The organism is Nitrosomonas sp. Nm166, from assembly GCF_900112825.1.
In the GTDB taxonomy this organism is placed as follows: domain Bacteria; phylum Pseudomonadota; class Gammaproteobacteria; order Burkholderiales; family Nitrosomonadaceae; genus Nitrosomonas.
Map to the genome: position 1 here is coordinate 1 of NZ_FONE01000007.1, position 16,130 is coordinate 16,130.

14 protein-coding genes and 1 CRISPR repeat array are annotated in these 16,130 nt (G+C 47.7%); of the genes, 5 read left to right on the forward strand and 9 right to left on the reverse strand.

Going from position 1 to position 16,130, the window contains the following annotated elements:
• From BM021_RS03270 to BM021_RS03285, 4 genes are all read left to right on the forward strand, one after another.
• A partial coding sequence (locus BM021_RS03270) for a transposase (protein WP_143074283.1) occupies positions 1–337 on the forward strand: 337 nt, incomplete at its 5' end.
• 1,278 nt (positions 338–1,615) lie between these two features.
• Positions 1,616–2,134 (forward strand): hypothetical protein, encoded by a 519-nt coding sequence (locus BM021_RS03275; RefSeq protein ID WP_090718851.1) that lies wholly within the window; start codon positions 1,616–1,618, stop codon positions 2,132–2,134.
• Between the two features lie 514 nt (positions 2,135–2,648).
• Complete coding sequence (locus tag BM021_RS03280) at positions 2,649–2,816, forward strand: hypothetical protein (RefSeq protein WP_177186284.1); 168 nt, start codon at positions 2,649–2,651, stop codon at positions 2,814–2,816.
• Positions 2,813–3,271 carry a recombination protein NinB gene (locus BM021_RS03285; RefSeq protein WP_177186285.1) on the forward strand — a complete coding sequence of 153 codons (459 nt, stop codon included), beginning with the start codon at positions 2,813–2,815 and terminating at the stop codon, positions 3,269–3,271. Before BM021_RS03280 ends, BM021_RS03285 begins: the two co-directional genes overlap by 4 nt.
• 188 nt (positions 3,272–3,459) lie before the next feature.
• Here BM021_RS03285 and BM021_RS03290 read toward each other — a convergent pair whose 3' ends face one another.
• Entirely contained in the window at positions 3,460–4,488 is a 1,029-nt protein-coding gene (locus tag BM021_RS03290; protein WP_090718857.1) for an IS630 family transposase, read from the reverse strand.
• A 91-nt stretch (positions 4,489–4,579) separates the two neighbouring features.
• On the opposite strand from BM021_RS03290, the gene BM021_RS03295 reads away from it, so the two are divergent.
• Complete coding sequence (locus BM021_RS03295; protein WP_090718859.1) at positions 4,580–5,116, forward strand: nucleoside triphosphate pyrophosphohydrolase family protein; 537 nt, start codon at positions 4,580–4,582, stop codon at positions 5,114–5,116.
• 97 nt (positions 5,117–5,213) lie between these two features.
• Positions 5,214–7,470: a CRISPR direct-repeat array (repeat unit 37 nt; unit sequence GTTTCAATCCTCGCCCGGCAGTATGGCCGGGCGCTAC).
• A gap of 179 nt (positions 7,471–7,649) precedes the next feature.
• Here the strand turns inward: BM021_RS03295 and cas2 are convergent.
• Genes cas2 through BM021_RS03335 form a run of 8 tightly spaced genes read right to left on the reverse strand, consistent with a single transcriptional unit; the run spans position 7,650 to position 16,129 of the window.
• Positions 7,650–7,940, reverse strand: coding sequence for a CRISPR-associated endonuclease Cas2 (cas2, locus tag BM021_RS03300; RefSeq protein WP_090718861.1), 291 nt, complete (start codon positions 7,938–7,940; stop codon positions 7,650–7,652).
• A 2-nt stretch (positions 7,941–7,942) separates the two neighbouring features.
• The gene (cas1c, locus tag BM021_RS03305; RefSeq protein ID WP_090718863.1) at positions 7,943–8,977 is read right to left on the reverse strand and encodes a type I-C CRISPR-associated endonuclease Cas1c; all 1,035 of its coding nucleotides are present in this window, start codon (positions 8,975–8,977) and stop codon (positions 7,943–7,945) included.
• Positions 8,978–8,984: 7 nt separating this feature from the next.
• Complete coding sequence (gene cas4 / locus BM021_RS03310; protein ID WP_090718865.1) at positions 8,985–9,605, reverse strand: CRISPR-associated protein Cas4; 621 nt, start codon at positions 9,603–9,605, stop codon at positions 8,985–8,987.
• A gap of 42 nt (positions 9,606–9,647) precedes the next feature.
• Positions 9,648–9,995, reverse strand: coding sequence for a nucleotidyltransferase domain-containing protein (locus BM021_RS03315; protein WP_090718867.1), 348 nt, complete (start codon positions 9,993–9,995; stop codon positions 9,648–9,650).
• Between the two features lie 16 nt (positions 9,996–10,011).
• On the reverse strand, positions 10,012–10,971 hold the full coding sequence (gene cas7c / locus BM021_RS03320; protein WP_090718869.1) for a type I-C CRISPR-associated protein Cas7/Csd2: 960 nt from the start codon (positions 10,969–10,971) through the stop codon (positions 10,012–10,014).
• A gap of 9 nt (positions 10,972–10,980) precedes the next feature.
• Positions 10,981–13,029, reverse strand: coding sequence for a type I-C CRISPR-associated protein Cas8c/Csd1 (gene cas8c, locus BM021_RS03325; RefSeq protein ID WP_090718871.1), 2,049 nt, complete (start codon positions 13,027–13,029; stop codon positions 10,981–10,983).
• 2 nt (positions 13,030–13,031) lie between these two features.
• Positions 13,032–13,850, reverse strand: coding sequence for a type I-C CRISPR-associated protein Cas5c (gene cas5c, locus BM021_RS03330; RefSeq protein ID WP_090718873.1), 819 nt, complete (start codon positions 13,848–13,850; stop codon positions 13,032–13,034).
• The gene (locus BM021_RS03335) at positions 13,847–16,129 is read right to left on the reverse strand and encodes a CRISPR-associated helicase/endonuclease Cas3 (RefSeq protein WP_090718875.1); all 2,283 of its coding nucleotides are present in this window, start codon (positions 16,127–16,129) and stop codon (positions 13,847–13,849) included. Before BM021_RS03335 ends, cas5c begins: the two co-directional genes overlap by 4 nt.
• Position 16,130 lies beyond the last annotated feature (1 nt).

Genomic DNA, 16,130 nt, shown 5'->3' on the forward strand with positions numbered 1-16,130 from the left:
CGGCACTCGCGTTCGTGCGGACAAAGCTTACTGCAGCCAAAAGCATCATGATGCCTTGAAGTCACGCGGCATAAAAAACGGCATCCAGGATAAAGCGGTCAAGAACAAACCACTAACGCAACGACAATTACAACGCAATAGCCTGATTGCCAAAGTTCGCTACGTGGTAGAACGAACCTTCGGCAGCCAGACACGATGGTTCGGATCCAAGGTACTGCGTTATCGCGGTAACGCCAAAGCACATGCTTGGCATATTTTACAAGCCATAGCCTACAACCTGAAAAGATTGCCAAAATTGTATGTCGACAAGCAGATACAGGCACAATCATGGGAATAATCCGCCCATCTAATCCGATAATGATCGGTTTGAAGCGATTATCCCTGGAATTTTTGCGAAAAGCTTACAAAAAGTACTTCATTGCTCACAAAAAAATCTGAACTGAATACGCTTCAGGTAAAGTTATGTTTTTGCAAAGGTCTCAACTTATTCTAATGGCTTCCATTAGAAAATTCCTCTAATGGAAAATTTGGGGTTAATTCTTTTAATTAATAATGAGAATGAAAATCATTTGCAATAAAGCAGATTATCAAGTAATATATCAATCACAAGTTTCTCCCTGAAAAACTTGTGTCCTTTGCCCGGATTGCATTCTTCCTCTTTTTGCTTTCCGGGTGATTTTTGTAGCTCCTATTGTTTCTTTTTTCCTTTGACCCAGTGTGTCGGTATTCACTCAGACTCACTGGGTTTTTTTATTGTCAATCAAGGTTCGTTTTTCATTTCACCTTTAGCGCACTGGATTTTTATTAGTGATAACTTTATATCCGTGCACCTATGTCAGTTGCGCATAACACAAAAAGGAAATTTAAAAAAATGAGCGAAGACTTCAAATGGACAGATGATTCAGTATGTATTTCTAGAGTGAATGCTACTGCTGTGTATATCAATTCCATTAATAACATTGTTATTAGACAAGAAGGGATTATGGAAACGAGGATCAGGTAATTGTAATTCCTCCAGATCACGTACAGACATTAATCAATAAATTGCAGGAAGTTATGCAAGAACTAGCAGTGTCCTATGAAGAATAGGTAACAAAAATGCGCGAATACGGAATTGTCTCACCTTAATTTTGGGTAGGTGAAACCGGCAAGAAAATGAGAGGTGATACGGAAGCACAGAAGTGGTTTTTTGCGAATATCACGAGCCTTCCGAGACGGTTTTCGTTACTAAATGGCGATATACCAGATCGGCGAATCATTGAAACTTGGTGATAACCGTATTGCAGGTCTTAAAAAAGAGCTGCAAAAGATGCCATAAACAACTATGAAACATAGGCTTATATAAAATATAGCCAGCAATTTGCCTTGAAATGGAGGTGAAAAACACAAGCCCCTCGGAAGCCCCTTCGAAGCCAAGAACAGGAACAGGACTACGGTACTCCGCCAGCAAAAAAATCCGAAGAACCGATTACCCGAGAAACTTGGAACGCATACTGAGAAGCCAATTTCATTCGATACGGTGCTGAACCGGTTAGAGACGCAACGGTTACCGGGCAATTGCTGATGTGATTTTAAGGATTGACGACGGTCGCCCTGGCCCGGAAGAAGCTTGGCCATGATTTCGAAGGATGAATCCGGATCGGTTGTCTGGGCCGAGGAAATGGCCGAAGCATTTGGGGTTGCGTACAAGCTGATCGAGGCAGGGGACACGGTTCAGGCACGGATGGCATTTATCGAGGCATACAAGGATCGTTGCGCGAAATCACGTGATGCGGGTGCGCCGGTGCAGTGGTCGCCATCGCTTGGCCATGATCCTCATGGTCGTGAGCATGTGATCATGGAAGCGGTTGAAAAGGGCAGATTGACCGCAAAGCATGTGTCTGGGTTGCTCCCTATAGGGAAGGTTCGGCATCAAGTGAAAAACTGCTGCAGCTTTGCAATGCCGAGGCTGGATTGGCCAAGTTATCGCTTGTTATTCCAGAAAAAAACAACAAGCAAATTGCATAGTGGCATAGGCAGAACAGGAAGCTTCTCTATGTGTTTATCTTGGATTCTCTGTTCATTATTTGGCGGGTATGTGGTATCACTTTGCCATCATCGGCAAGGCGATGTAGTAGCGCTCGTAAATATTTGAGTCAGGATTGATGGAGTGAAAGAACAATACCGCGCACCGGCAGTTAAGGAAGTCGCTGACTTCATTGAGTCGTGTATTACCAGGGAATATAAATTTCGGTGCATTCAGAACTGGCGCGAAACATTCGGCGACTTACTTGCAGATCAAATCAGAATGAGCTGAGGGCAAGGAAAAGAGCAGATATGAAGTTTGATTAAAACTAAGAAAGAATTAAGGAAGGGAGGAAAAATTACTGGGGAATATTATTTCATTTATTAATAAGTTAATTAAAAAGGTATTGATATGACAAAACGCATTTTGATTATTTCATTAGTAATTTCTTTGTTGCTATTCGTGTTTTTTATAGTTACTGGCGATGGAGTAGTGCTGGCTCCTTTATTGTTGGGCCTTTTAGTTTCTTTTACCTGTGCAATGTTGCTGTTAACGGAAAAGTAAACTTAATAAAGTATCTGAGCAAATGATAATCTTCGCCCAAGACAGCAGCATTATTTTCCAATGTGATTATTGCAGCAGCATGGCGATTGTGGATGAAGCAAAGGATAGAAGGCAGTTTATGATCATTTTTAATCGTTTTAAGCGTGATCATGACTGGCGGTATGGAATGGCTTATCAGGATAAACAGAAATTGATTGAAACGCGGATGCAGGCTGAGGAAGTGATTGAGCAATGGAGGAAACGATGATAACGCGTCCAAAGATACCCAAATTCTCAACGCTGATTGTTTCCGAACGTCAGAAAGAAATTCTTGCGACCAAGATCATGAATTTGCCTGTTGATGAGGAAAATCCCATTCAAGTAGTGATAAGCGAACAGGTTAAGCAACGTGGTCTCGACCAGAATGCTTACTACTGGAAGCGAATGACTGAAATATCAGAGCAGGCTTTTAGCAACGGTCGGCAATACAACGCTGATATCTGGCACGAGTACTGCAAACGTCACATTATGCCCGATCAGGTCGAGACTAAAAACGGTGAGATGGTTAGTAAGTGGATCGAAATGCCGGATGGCACAACCGTGGTTATCTCAACAACTCAGCTGAGCAAAAAGCAATTTGCATCGTATACGGAAATGTGTGAAGCGTTCGGAGCGAGTTTGGGTGTCATATTTTCGGCTAATCCTGGATTTGAGGATAGATGAGCCGCATAATGCTATGAGCATGTTGCAGGTAAAGCTGATTTTTTGATGATTAGCTGCGGAGGTGTTGGGGAAATGAATGAAATCCAATTCGTAGTGCCTGGGCAACCTGTGGGAAAGGGCAGAGCAAAAGCAGCGCGCCGAGGAAAGTTCATAACCATGTATACTCATCGCACATGAAATTTCGGCACTCAGGCGCTACCAATGATTTGGGAATTATCAGTTAATAGTGTGCGTAATTCTGCCTTGTAATGATCCGATGTTGTGAAAAAAGCTTCGCAAGTGCTTTTGAAAAGTGAAAAAGTTTCATAGTAGCGACCATACAGAATTTTTTTCTTGAAAAACTTCCAATAACGTTCAATCAAGTTCAGATTGGGTGCGTATGGCGGCAAAAATACGAGTTTTATTTTTGAGTCGGTGAGATAGTCACTGATCAGTTGGGATCGATAATAACGTGCATTGTCACAAATAATGTAAATACATGCTGCTGGATGATGTGCCTCGATTTGCTGAAGCAGTTGGATAGTCGATGGTGCATTGATGGTGTCATCAGAGCGCACAATGGCTTGCAGACTAACCGTATTAATCGCGCCATTAATATTCAAGCGCTGCCGACCGGTATTACTCCGAATTTCATGATCCTGACCGCGTTTGATCCATCCGTAACCAGCTACCGGATTATGATGGGGATGAGTGGCATCCATGAAATAAATGGGGTCTTCAGGTGCTTTGCTTGCCTTGAGTGCTTCATGGCATTCCACAAAGGCGCGTTGTTTTTTGGCATCAGCCTTACCCGGCACCAGCTTTGGCTTTTTATAGACATAGCCCATTCGGCATAATAATTGGGTTATGCCGCTTTCGCTGCAGGAGACACCCCAGGCTTGTTCAACATAATGCGCGATTTCTTTGCCAGTCAAATACAGATTTTTATGTAAATGCTGATCCAATGCTTGCCTCTGTAGCTCATTCAGAAAAGACTCGCTACCGCCAACCTCAAACTTCTGTAGCGCAGACAAACCTCCCTTGCGATAACGCTTATAGTGATTACGCACGGTTTCCCGATCAAGCATGAGAGCTTCAGCCACTTGAGTAACCGACCAACCTTTTCCTAACAGGTAGACGGTTTTTAGCCGGTCAGCATAACGCTTGTCTAAAGTTTGACGGTGCGCCACTTCTAAATCGGCAATTTCTTGTGCAGTGAGCTGGTCATGGGATGACATATCAGAATTCTATTATATTCATAACCATGCCGCACTGACTTAAACCAGTTTTTGATTCACGAGAAGTATATAAATATCAGGAGATTTATGAATGGATGGGCTTATATTGAAAGTCATTACTTGGGCGGAAGACTCAAATATGCTGAGAGGATCAGATTTAAAAACTGAAGTTTTAAAGTTAACAGCAGAATACGGAGAGCTCATAAGCTGCTTAAATCAAAATGGAGACTGCCGCGATGGTATAGGCAAGTGCGTAATTCAAATGGTAATAATCTGCCGAATGCGAAATATTAATCTGAATGACTGTGTTATCAACGCTGAAGCGATAACTGATAAGCGAATAGTTAACCGTAGGTTCGTGATGATGACGGCAACTCAATACCTGGGAGGACTGAATAGAAATATATTAATGCGTGAAGATATTAAAGCCAACATGGGTTATTTGTTTATTTATTTGGCTGCCTTAGCCAGGGTTTTTAATTATTCCGTGCTTGATTGCCTTGAAGTAGCTTATAACAATTTATTAGAAAAGAAAGGGATCATGTTTGATGGTTCTTTTATTGAAGAAACAGATGAGAAATATCAAACTGCAGTGTCGATCCTGAAATCAAAGAAGACTGATGATTAGCAAGCTATTCAGAGCCGAAGGTATGCAAGAAAACCCAGGGGTAAGGCCTAGGCTATAGAAAGGCTATGTCACATTCAAATTCGAGCTACCATTCTCAGTTTCAATCCTCGCCCGGCAGTATGGCCGGGCGCTACGATTTAACAGATGCGGCATGGGTAAAAACTAATATGTTTCAATCCTCGCCCGGCAGTATGGCCGGGCGCTACTGTCGTTATTCCTTGTATTGCTGATTGTAGAGAGGTTTCAATCCTCGCCCGGCAGTATGGCCGGGCGCTACGAGATATCAAAGGATTTGCAGAAGTGACCAATAAGTTTCAATCCTCGCCCGGCAGTATGGCCGGGCGCTACTTGTGTCTGTTACCGGGTTTCCCAGATTACTGTTGTTTCAATCCTCGCCCGGCAGTATGGCCGGGCGCTACCGTTCAAAATTGATATCCTGCCATTTCATTGAACAGTTTCAATCCTCGCCCGGCAGTATGGCCGGGCGCTACGCGACAGGTTCTTCTAATCCGCAATGCGTGAATCTGTTTCAATCCTCGCCCGGCAGTATGGCCGGGCGCTACATTATTTTTATCAATTTTTAACCCCGCGAATTTGAGTTTCAATCCTCGCCCGGCAGTATGGCCGGGCGCTACTCTAGTCATTATCTGGCCTCCGCTTGGTATACAGGTTTCAATCCTCGCCCGGCAGTATGGCCGGGCGCTACTCTGCCATTGCCTTTGACTGTCGCGCTTATACAAGTTTCAATCCTCGCCCGGCAGTATGGCCGGGCGCTACACCAGCCTCGATACCATTACCAGCCTCGATACCATGTTTCAATCCTCGCCCGGCAGTATGGCCGGGCGCTACATTAATCTGAACGCTGATATATTGTTTGACATTAGTTTCAATCCTCGCCCGGCAGTATGGCCGGGCGCTACAAACTAAAAATGGACGTTCAATTCGTATATTACAGTTTCAATCCTCGCCCGGCAGTATGGCCGGGCGCTACCTAAAATAATTGCTTCAATTTCTAAATTTACTGTAGTTTCAATCCTCGCCCGGCAGTATGGCCGGGCGCTACTTGTAACAGAGCAAGCTAAATTCGTCTTCTTTGCTGTTTCAATCCTCGCCCGGCAGTATGGCCGGGCGCTACAAGTATGCCGATTTGAACCGTACTCAGGATAATCTGTTTCAATCCTCGCCCGGCAGTATGGCCGGGCGCTACATTTTAAAAATCTCCTATACACAAACAAACTCAAGTTTCAATCCTCGCCCGGCAGTATGGCCGGGCGCTACCTACCACATGCCCTTGCTCATCAAGCTTTAATTTCAGTTTCAATCCTCGCCCGGCAGTATGGCCGGGCGCTACTAACAGCAGGGTTAACTGGATTCGTGAGCACTGTAGTTTCAATCCTCGCCCGGCAGTATGGCCGGGCGCTACCTACCCCTAATTCACGAAAACTACGTGTAACTGGGTTTCAATCCTCGCCCGGCAGTATGGCCGGGCGCTACTTCCTGCTCATTCCACATTACCGTTGCATTGGAAAGTTTCAATCCTCGCCCGGCAGTATGGCCGGGCGCTACTCTTGATGGTTTTTGGCAACCACTGCAGATTGATGTTTCAATCCTCGCCCGGCAGTATGGCCGGGCGCTACTCGGAAGTGGTTCTCATTTTGCGCTCGCAGCAATGGTTTCAATCCTCGCCCGGCAGTATGGCCGGGCGCTACCCCAAAAGCGCTTTTTCCTGATAGCGTTTCCGGGGTTTCAATCCTCGCCCGGCAGTATGGCCGGGCGCTACATTACAGCCATTCTTTGATGGCCGCCCAACAAGTGTTTCAATCCTCGCCCGGCAGTATGGCCGGGCGCTACAAGCCGATGAAGTTTGGCAGCTAATGAAAAACGAGTTTCAATCCTCGCCCGGCAGTATGGCCGGGCGCTACCCTTGCTATGGCTGCTGCGCTCTTACCACTTCCGTGTTTCAATCCTCGCCCGGCAGTATGGCCGGGCGCTACACCTTATATGATATTTTTTTCTTATTTGAGTATTGTTTCAATCCTCGCCCGGCAGTATGGCCGGGCGCTACTTCGGCTGATGATTCTATGATGCTTACCGATCCCGTGTTTCAATCCTCGCCCGGCAGTATGGCCGGGCGCTACATAAAATAACTGATGAATACAATGCTCAATTATCGTTTCAATCCTCGCCCGGCAGTATGGCCGGGCGCTACACCAGCACAACATCTACTGTAAAGGCGATTGTTGAAGTTTCAATCCTCGCCCGGCAGTATGGCCGGGCGCTACGCCATTCGTCAACCTCAACAAAACAACGCTCACCGGTTTCAATCCTCGCCCGGCAGTATGGCCGGGCGCTACAGTACAGCTGCAACTTGATCATACAACAAAGAAATTTTTTGTAAATGCGCGGACTGATGATTATGGAGGCAACTTTGTGATGGGATTATGAACATGATCAATGAAATATTCTATATATTCAACTTGTTATAAACTCCGCGAACTGACCGGGATTTTGTGGTTGCTTGTGATTCGCGCATTTAAGCAATCAGTGATCCATCAAAATCGATGGCTTTGAATTTTCCGTACTCCTTGACGTGCAAATCGACTGGCTCCGTCAAACGATACAGCCGGAGATTGTCTTCTTTCTCGTCAATTTCTGCCAGCAATCTGCGCTCCAGTTCTTCGTATTGCATCAGACTGACTTTGCACTCAAACACCGACTTCTGAACGCGTTGCCCGATTCCTTCGCATATTTTGGCAATGCGCCGCAATCTTTTGCGGCCTTCCTTGGTTTCTGTTGAAACATCATACGTCACAATAATCAACATAATTATTTCACCAGAAAAGGGATGTATCCGTCCATATCCCCTCGGATAGCGCGCGCCATGAAACGCGCTTGGAGCTGTGGCAATAATCCGAACGGTACTTTAGCATTCAGTAAAGGATGCGTGATTTCTTCCTGTTTTCGCTCCTGATAGGCTGTCACGACGATTTTTCGCGCGTTATTCTCCAGATACACCGCGCCGCCTTCACGTATCTGCAAATTGCGCTCGGTGATTTGACCGCGATTGATCAGTGTTAATGCAAGGCGGTCTGCCAGCATGGAACGAAATTCCTCCATCAAATCAAGTGCCAGCGCTGCTCTGCCGGGCCGCACCGTATGCAGAAAGCCCAACTGTGGGTCCAGACCGACACTTTCAAGCGCTGAGCGACAATCGTTCATCACCATGGAATAAAGAAATGATAACAAAGCATTAAATCGATCACGCGGCGGTCTGCGCGTCCGTCCATCCATCGTGAAATGCTCGCGGATATTGCGCCGTACCAAACTCGGCAATGATGAAAAATAGACTTTGGCAGCATCGCCTTCAACGCCGCGTACCACATCCAGGTCGGCAGCTACCGCCAGATTCCGTATGGAATTGGCCAATGCTTCGGCAGCGATACCGAGCATTTTCTGATCTTGCTCGTCAGTCGCTTCGCGAGCCCCGCGCAGCAGAACCCGGCGGCTATTACGTAACTTTCCGGCAATCACCGCTTTGGCTATCGCTAATGCGAACGGCTCCTCTGCCGCTTTGCGGTGCTGCGCCTGGCGCAACAAAATATTCCCACTTACCGCGCCTTCCAATCGTGCTTTAAACCGTCCATTAGTATCCAGCAATACCAAACTGATGCTGTCATCGGCGCAACGATGCATCAACGCCGGGGAAATCATGATATTGCCAAAGCAAACCACCGTGCCTAGATGGTGCAACGGCACCTGAAGTTTTTTCTGGCGTTCCACGTCTATGCGCAAAGTGCCATTTTCCAAGTGCGCATAGGCATTGGGAGTCATAATGTAGAGTGTGTTAAGGATTTGATACATGACACTGCTAATCCACGTTAAATAATTCGGTCAATATTTCGTGTTGGTGAGTTTTATCCGCCAATGCTTCCGGCTGACAAATCTCTTTCATCGAACATTCCTTGCAGCGCGCATCATTGACTGGTGGCGGTAATTGATCACTGATCAGCAAAGCGCGCACAGCTTGCACGGTTTCCTCAACCTGCTGACGCAACGAATCGGTTATAGCAACTTCACGGCGGCGACGGGAAGTGTGATGATAAATCGCGCCATGCGTCACCGGTTTGCTGGTCATTTCTTCCAGACAGATTGCCTGTGCGGCAAGTTGCAGATCGTCATTCAGCCATTTCTTGCGGGCACCATGTTTGTACTCCACCGGATATACGCCACCATCTAGCCAGAACTCAACCACATCGCATTTACCCACCAATCCCAGCCGATCCGACCATATCGGCAAAGCATATTCTGCACGCGCACCTTCTTTGGTAATCACCCATCCCGATTGATCGGCGCGTTCATGCTCGGCTGTACCGCGTGCCGTATGGATATTGTCTGAAAACTCGCTTTCCAGATAAATCAGACCGCAGCGGCGCGGGCAATAAGCATATTGATTTAGAGCCGAAACATTGATTGGATCGTCGTTACTCAAGCACTTAGCCTTGCAAAATAGTTATTTGATCAAATATGCCATCTAAGGTTGGTTGTATAACACTTTTCCCTCACGTACCGCCCGGCCAATCACATGGTTCGAAGAATTTTTCCAACGCTCGAATTCATCCCGGCTGTAGAGCAGAATATCCTTGGATATATTCAATCTCTTTAATGCGATATACAAGCGCGCTGCCTCCTTCCTGCGGCTGCGTTGCAGCGAGAACGGCTTGGTTTCAACGATGAGCAAATCAACGTCGGAGTCAGGCCGTGAATCACCGCGCGCCCGCGAGCCGAAGAGGATAATTGTCTCCGGGGAAACTTCACGGACGATAGTTTCCACCATCTGGTGCAACAGGATTTCTTCGTTAGAGGTATCGCTTTGAGTCATTTTGTTCCTCTTGCTATTAGTCGTGCTTTTTATGCAATTTAACACCTTTCGGTAGGTTTTCATTCGTCCATTCGCAAGTCACCTGATAATCGGCAAATGATTCAGGGAAACCCTTGATTTTCGCTTCTTCCGTTAATTCTACCTTGATGCCTTCAAAAAGCTTATGTGCATGGGCACAGCCCAAGCGAGCTTCGCGTTTGTTTTGTTCCCCATTATTCTCATGTTGTGTGCCGATATGTTCAAAGTCAAAAAGACCGCGCACTACCATTTCACCACGTGCTGCTGAACGATCATGTTCGAACATCTGTAACAAAGCTTCGAATAGCACATCAAGATCTGTTTGCGTAAAACCAGTACGTTCAGCAAAAGCGGGAGAAACATAGCCTTTTGCGACATAAAGCGCATACGGAACAATATGCTTATTGCCCATTGTACGCTCCTTCGCTTTATCTTCTTCCTTGGTCACAGCGCAACGAGTAATGGTAATTTCGAGCGGAGTAATCGGATGAAAAGATTGGCCGAAGGTGAACTGGATCGGCCCGCGCACCTGCCCCCACGCTGAGCCTTTCATGATGTCGTTACCGGTAGAAAGCACCCCACCAAAAGTACGGACATCATAAAACTCCCGGCATAACCATCTCATCGCCGCCTCTGCCTGTTTGTCTTTATCCTTTTCCTTCGCCTTGGCCGCTTCGATTCCTTTCTTTTGCTCTGTCTCGATCACCGTACCTTGCTTGATGAGAATATTGAAACCGTTGGTCTTAGCATCGGCATCGCTTGCAGTACGCACGGGCGGAAATTGTTCAACAAAATTTCTAACTTTGCGCTTCAGGCATACGTCTGAGACAATTCCACGATTCGTGTTCGGGTCGAGCCGCGGCATATTACCTGCATCGGGATCGCCATTCGGGTTGCCGTTGGTCACTTCAAACAGCATCAAAAAATCGTGGCGGTTGGTCAAAGGGGTATCGCTCATGTTTGTCTCCTATGTTGGGTTGGTTGTTTGCACGTCATCGGCAAGTTCTAATTCAGCATCCATTTCTTCCGGTTTCAATTCACCCGAATTTTTCTTCCTTCGATACTCGTCAATGGCGGCTCTCCGTGCCGCCATTTGCTGGTAGAAACCGAGCGCGAAACGTCCTTGCTCTTGCAGGCTGAACGTGCGAGGAAACTGTGGCGGTAGGTTAGGTGCAGGCTGTGGAAAGAGCGCCGCAATATCGCCGATCCTTCGCTTGATCGCCTCTGCGGCCCGTTTGCCGGAATCGCCATTCCGAGAAATTTTTCTCAAGTGGTGCTGATGAAGCCGCCAGAGGATGCCGAATGCACTGTTCGGCGCAGAAGATGCCGAGCCGTAATAACGCTCGACCACACCCGCGCCTTCGAGCTTGTAGTCGTGCGCCTGCATCTGAAGGTCGTCGAAGATTGCCAGCAGCCGCCCACAGTTGTAGGCGGGGTCGGATGTTTCAAAAACTGTTGGTTCTATCATGGGTTCCTCTTCCTTTATGTTGCGATTCAAGATTATTCTGAGCAGCGCCATGCGCGATTGTCCGGGCGGCGGGATCGGCGTATTAGAATCAGAGATTGCCCGTATGGTTTTGCCGGAAATGGGCGTTTCCAAGATACCCACGCCAAACCGGCAAAGGTCGGCATCCAAACGATTCAGTATCGGCCTGAGCAGCATTTGTGAAGGTGCGATGCCTTCAAGCGAAGCGCGATAAAGCTGGCCGAGTGTTTCCGCCTGCAAGTCCTTGGCTTCGCGCACGGTGGTGCAGGCCAGACGATATAGCGCCAATGGCGGCATTCCAATGTCTGCTTCGCCATTATCGGTTTTGGTTTTTTGCTTTCGGTTTGCCTGAGGAGTGGCATTTCCATAAGTAACAATATCAAGATCATCGAACCAGCTCCGCAGGTGTTCGCGCGCCGCTTCGAGAGTAGTTTGCATCCAGTGGCGCACAACTATGCGGCCTGCATTGCCGGAAAGAGTAACGCTGTAAAACTGATCGTGCCTGGCTTGCTCTCGATCAATACCAGTCCAAGGTGATTTTAGGAATACGGATACACTGGCCGGATCAGGGCGATTAAGCATTTTCGCAAAGAAACTAGATGCCTCCTTAGCTTCTCGTGCCCAGAAACAGACGCTTGTTTGTCCTATTCGGAGGTTGTGATCGTTTTGAGTAAGCAAGAACTTGAGTGCATTGCAATATGCAGAAACCGCTTTCATAGAAACCGGTGCGTTATGGCTTTGATCGAAACCGTAGGAAGCAAAAGCTGATTTATCAAAAGAGACGATTGCAGCACCAAACGACTGGGTATTAGGGATGCCCTGGATTTTGGGCGTATGAGTAGCGGCAATGGGTGCATTGCCATTGCCCGTAATTAGACAGATTCCCGGTCTTGCTTTAGTTTTGGCAGTCTCAATCTCTTTTTGATAAACCCTGCGCCAGTAAGGTCGAAGTGTGGCCTCATCGTCGAGAAGTAGGTGGCCATTAACTTGAAACGTAAAGTTGTCGGGGCCGATTTTTGTTTCATTGCCTGAGGCCGTTGTCAGCCACCAGTTTGGTTTCTCACCTGGTTTAGGCTCTTGGCTGACACCCCAGCGCAAAAATGGAGGAATACCTTGTGTGCGCTTGCGGAATTGCAGCATGGCGCTTAATGCGGGGAGCTGAGTGTCATCGAATGCCTGCTGAATTTGGCGCCAAAAGTCCTCATATTTTGCCGCGTTGTTTGTATCGCGATCTTCGCGCTTTTTATCGTTGTTCTTATCCTTTTCTGGGTTAGTATCAAGACCAAAAATACCAATCAGGTTATCTGCCAGAAATTCTGCAATACCGCCCGCATTTTTTGACTGACTGGTTTGTGGCGCAGAATATTCCTTACCACGATTCTTATCACCAGTACTTTCTTGTAAGCCTGAACCAATCAGATTACCTTCGTTATCCAGTGGAATAATCCATCGCACCGCTTTCGGTGCGAAGGCTAAATCTCCCAATAGCTTACGGGAGTGCGCGAAATCGTAAAGTAGCTTTAATAGCATTGCTATGCTCCAGTGACATAATTACGAGTCATACGGATACGTTGCGGGTGACAATCCAGTTTGGCGTCCTTGATATTCGCCTGGAAGAAAACTGCTTCAGGTTTGACCAGCAAACCTTCCCACTTGGGAACGGATTTTTTCTTCTGTGGTTTTTTCTGCTCTTCTTCGTTTAACCAGCGGAAGCCTTGTGTGCGCTGCTCGTGGTCAAAAACATCGTACAACATTAGCCCCAATTCTTCTTCAGGCCAAGCACTTTTCAAATTCTTGCCCAGTTCCGCTGCGCGCTGTTCGATCGTATTTATGACATCACGCTCCCAATCAAAATCGGCGGAAAATTCGCGGATACCCAGATAGGGGCGATGGAAGCACTTGCCGCCTTTTGCCCGCCGTTCGATTTCATCCCGATAAACATTAAGTTTATGGCCCCTCCTTTTGCCGATTTCACTTAGATGTACTTCGGCGGTGATGAGATATTCGACATCGGCCAGCGCAAGCATATTGCGCTGGGTGCCATCCTCAGCGCCACCGCCTGCGCGTATCGGAGAAACCTTATCCGGCGATTTCATCCATGTTTTTACGTTATCCAAGCTGATAACGCTGATGACTTCATTGCGCCGAAAGGAAAACCAGCGACCTCGCTGGATGATATGTATCGAGTCAATCAGGTAATAGATTTCCGGTTCCCAGAAAATCGCTTCTAGTGCACCGCGCGCGGCGGAAGGTGTCATAACGGGATAGCTCACGCGCTCAACCTTCATTTCCGGTCGAGTAAAGCAAGCGTGATCACCCCAAACACGGATGTTGATAATGTTGTCGCTCATACAAAAAAATCCTCCGTCGGGCGTTTATCAATAACAATGCCAAGGTTGGGATGATACCAACCCTCGGCTAACACATAGATTTCAAGATTGGGTAGTAGCGGCGAGATTGCTTTGTAAATTCCAAGCTTCTGAAAATCGCGAGAATGCAGATTGACCATATAGCGTTGCAGCTTTCTCAAATCGTCACGACTGAAGCGCGGTTGGCCTTTGATAACCGGACGCATACGAATTTCTTCGATGATGTTGCACCCTTTGCCATATGGCACGATGACTGCCTGAGTATCGTTATCAATGACTTTTGCCAATTCCGCGACTTTGCGGAAATGCAGTTTTTCCCGCTCGCCCTGGATGCTGGTTTTTTGGTCGGTTGGGACAAGCTGATAAAGCTGATCGAAATATCGTCTAAACAGCGTGTGATCGGTTGCCAGTGTGTTGGCCTCAACTTGTGCAAGCAACGCAGCCGTGATGTCGGAGGCAGTTCGGTACACGCCTTGTGGCAATGTGTTATCTTCGGGCTGGAAAACAATAACCTTACCCAGTACCGGATTTCCTGCTTCATCTTGCAAGCGGCTCTCCCGGTTGCAACGACCAGCGGCTTGTACAATGGAATCAAGCGGGCCGAGCGAGCGCCAGACTATGGGGAAATCAACATCCACACCCGCCTCGATCAACTGTGTTGAAACAAGTCGGCAGGGCAGTTTGTGGCGCAGACGGTAACGAATGGTATCGGGCTCCGGTTCGCGATCATCTCCGAGTATGGCAAAGCGGTGTTCGGCGCACATAGCCGATGATAGATGAAACACCGCGTCTTTTTCTTCCTGTGGAACGGTGCGGCGCAGTTTCTCCCACAAATCGTAAGCGTGGCGGCGAATGTTGACGATGCACAAGGCTTGTTCAGGCTGCGCCATTTGTTCGGCTAACGCGTCCCATCCAGTGGTTTCATTAGGCTTCGGCGGCTGAATGAACACGCGCCGCAAGCTGTGAAAGTTTTCCTCGGTATTGCCCTCCGTTATTTCCTGAATCTCGCCTTTTTTGAAGCCTTCGGTGAGCGACGAGGGGTTATGCTGGAACGCGGGTTGGGTCGCCGTCGAGAATACGAAGCTGACGCCGTAGTTGTCGCGCAACTCCCGAAACACACTGAGCAAGGGATTGAGCAGGTGTGATGGCAAAGTTTGCACCTCGTCGAAAATTACCACCGAATGGGCGATGTTGTGGAGCTTGCGGCAGCGTGAGGTGCGGTTTGCAAACAGCGATTCGATGAACTGCACCGAGGTTGTGACGATGATAGGCGCATCCCAGTTTTCCGCCGCGTATTCGTTTGGGTGTTTCTCAAAGGGGGCGCGCGACCGCGATTCGCCGGTATCCTCCGGCACATTCACGGCGGAATGATGTTCAATGACGATGCCAAGGTTTTCCGGATCAAGGATGCGCCGGTATTGGGCTGCATTCTGTTCGATGATTGAAAGATAAGGGATGACAACGATAATCCGCCGAAGCTGATGCAGGGGTTGAGCGGCATGAGCCAAGGCGAAAGCCATTCCCGCCAGCGTTTTGCCCCCTCCAGTTGGCACGGTCAGCGAGAAGACACCTGGTGGTTCTTGCGCCTTGTCTAAGCATTGCTGGAATATGCGGTTGCGTATGGCATTGAGTTTGCCGTCGCTCGTCTTGCTTTCCTTCTCCGCAATCACCAGACGAAGCAATTCGATGGCTTGAAGCTTGTGGGTTATTCTCGGCACAGCCTTGTAGTGCGCCTCGGTATCAAGAAAGTCAGCATCAACCAGCATCGAGAACAGCATTCGAATATAGAACTCTGCGCTGTGTTCACTATGTACCTTGGCAACAAAAGACGGCTCTGTGATTTTTTGGGGAATTTCACCCAATTCCGCCTTAAATCTATCCACGAGTTGTGGAACTCGTTCCGTCGTTCGGTATGTCGCACCTTCTACCAGTGCTAGCAATTCATTATGGTCATGTAGTCCGGCATGATGACCAGCAACAGCAAATGCGGGGCCAAGCCATTCCTGCCGATAAGCCAACGCCGCGCCATATACCGCATGATGTGTTTCGGCGCTGCTATTCCGTTCGGCTCGCAAGTATTGCTGGAACTCATCGCGATACTTACCGAGATCATGCAGCAAACCAGTCCAGTAAGCTGCTTCACACAAGTCGGAATTGTTATTTTTCGCAAAATCGCAAGCTAACTCACCAACCGAAAGAAGATGCTCGCTAAGTATGTGGGGTTTACCCTCAGTATTTTCAGTATGTGCAAGATATTTCATA

Excerpts from the sequence above, each read along its gene's own strand:
- cas8c (WP_090718871.1), bottom strand. The coding sequence starts at position 13,029 with ATGCTATTAAAGCTACTTTACGATTTCGCGCACTCCCGTAAGCTATTG.
- BM021_RS03290 (WP_090718857.1), bottom strand. The coding sequence starts at position 4,488 with ATGTCATCCCATGACCAGCTCACTGCACAAGAAATTGCCGATTTAGAA.
- BM021_RS03275 (WP_090718851.1), top strand. The coding sequence starts at position 1,616 with ATGATTTCGAAGGATGAATCCGGATCGGTTGTCTGGGCCGAGGAAATG.
- BM021_RS03285 (WP_177186285.1), top strand. The coding sequence starts at position 2,813 with ATGATAACGCGTCCAAAGATACCCAAATTCTCAACGCTGATTGTTTCC.
- cas1c (WP_090718863.1), bottom strand. The coding sequence starts at position 8,977 with ATGTATCAAATCCTTAACACACTCTACATTATGACTCCCAATGCCTAT.
- cas5c (WP_090718873.1), bottom strand. The coding sequence starts at position 13,850 with ATGAGCGACAACATTATCAACATCCGTGTTTGGGGTGATCACGCTTGC.
- BM021_RS03280 (WP_177186284.1), top strand. The coding sequence starts at position 2,649 with ATGGCGATTGTGGATGAAGCAAAGGATAGAAGGCAGTTTATGATCATT.
- BM021_RS03315 (WP_090718867.1), bottom strand. The coding sequence starts at position 9,995 with ATGACTCAAAGCGATACCTCTAACGAAGAAATCCTGTTGCACCAGATG.
- BM021_RS03295 (WP_090718859.1), top strand. The coding sequence starts at position 4,580 with ATGGATGGGCTTATATTGAAAGTCATTACTTGGGCGGAAGACTCAAAT.
- cas7c (WP_090718869.1), bottom strand. The coding sequence starts at position 10,971 with ATGAGCGATACCCCTTTGACCAACCGCCACGATTTTTTGATGCTGTTT.
- BM021_RS03335 (WP_090718875.1), bottom strand. The coding sequence starts at position 16,129 with ATGAAATATCTTGCACATACTGAAAATACTGAGGGTAAACCCCACATA.
- cas2 (WP_090718861.1), bottom strand. The coding sequence starts at position 7,940 with ATGTTGATTATTGTGACGTATGATGTTTCAACAGAAACCAAGGAAGGC.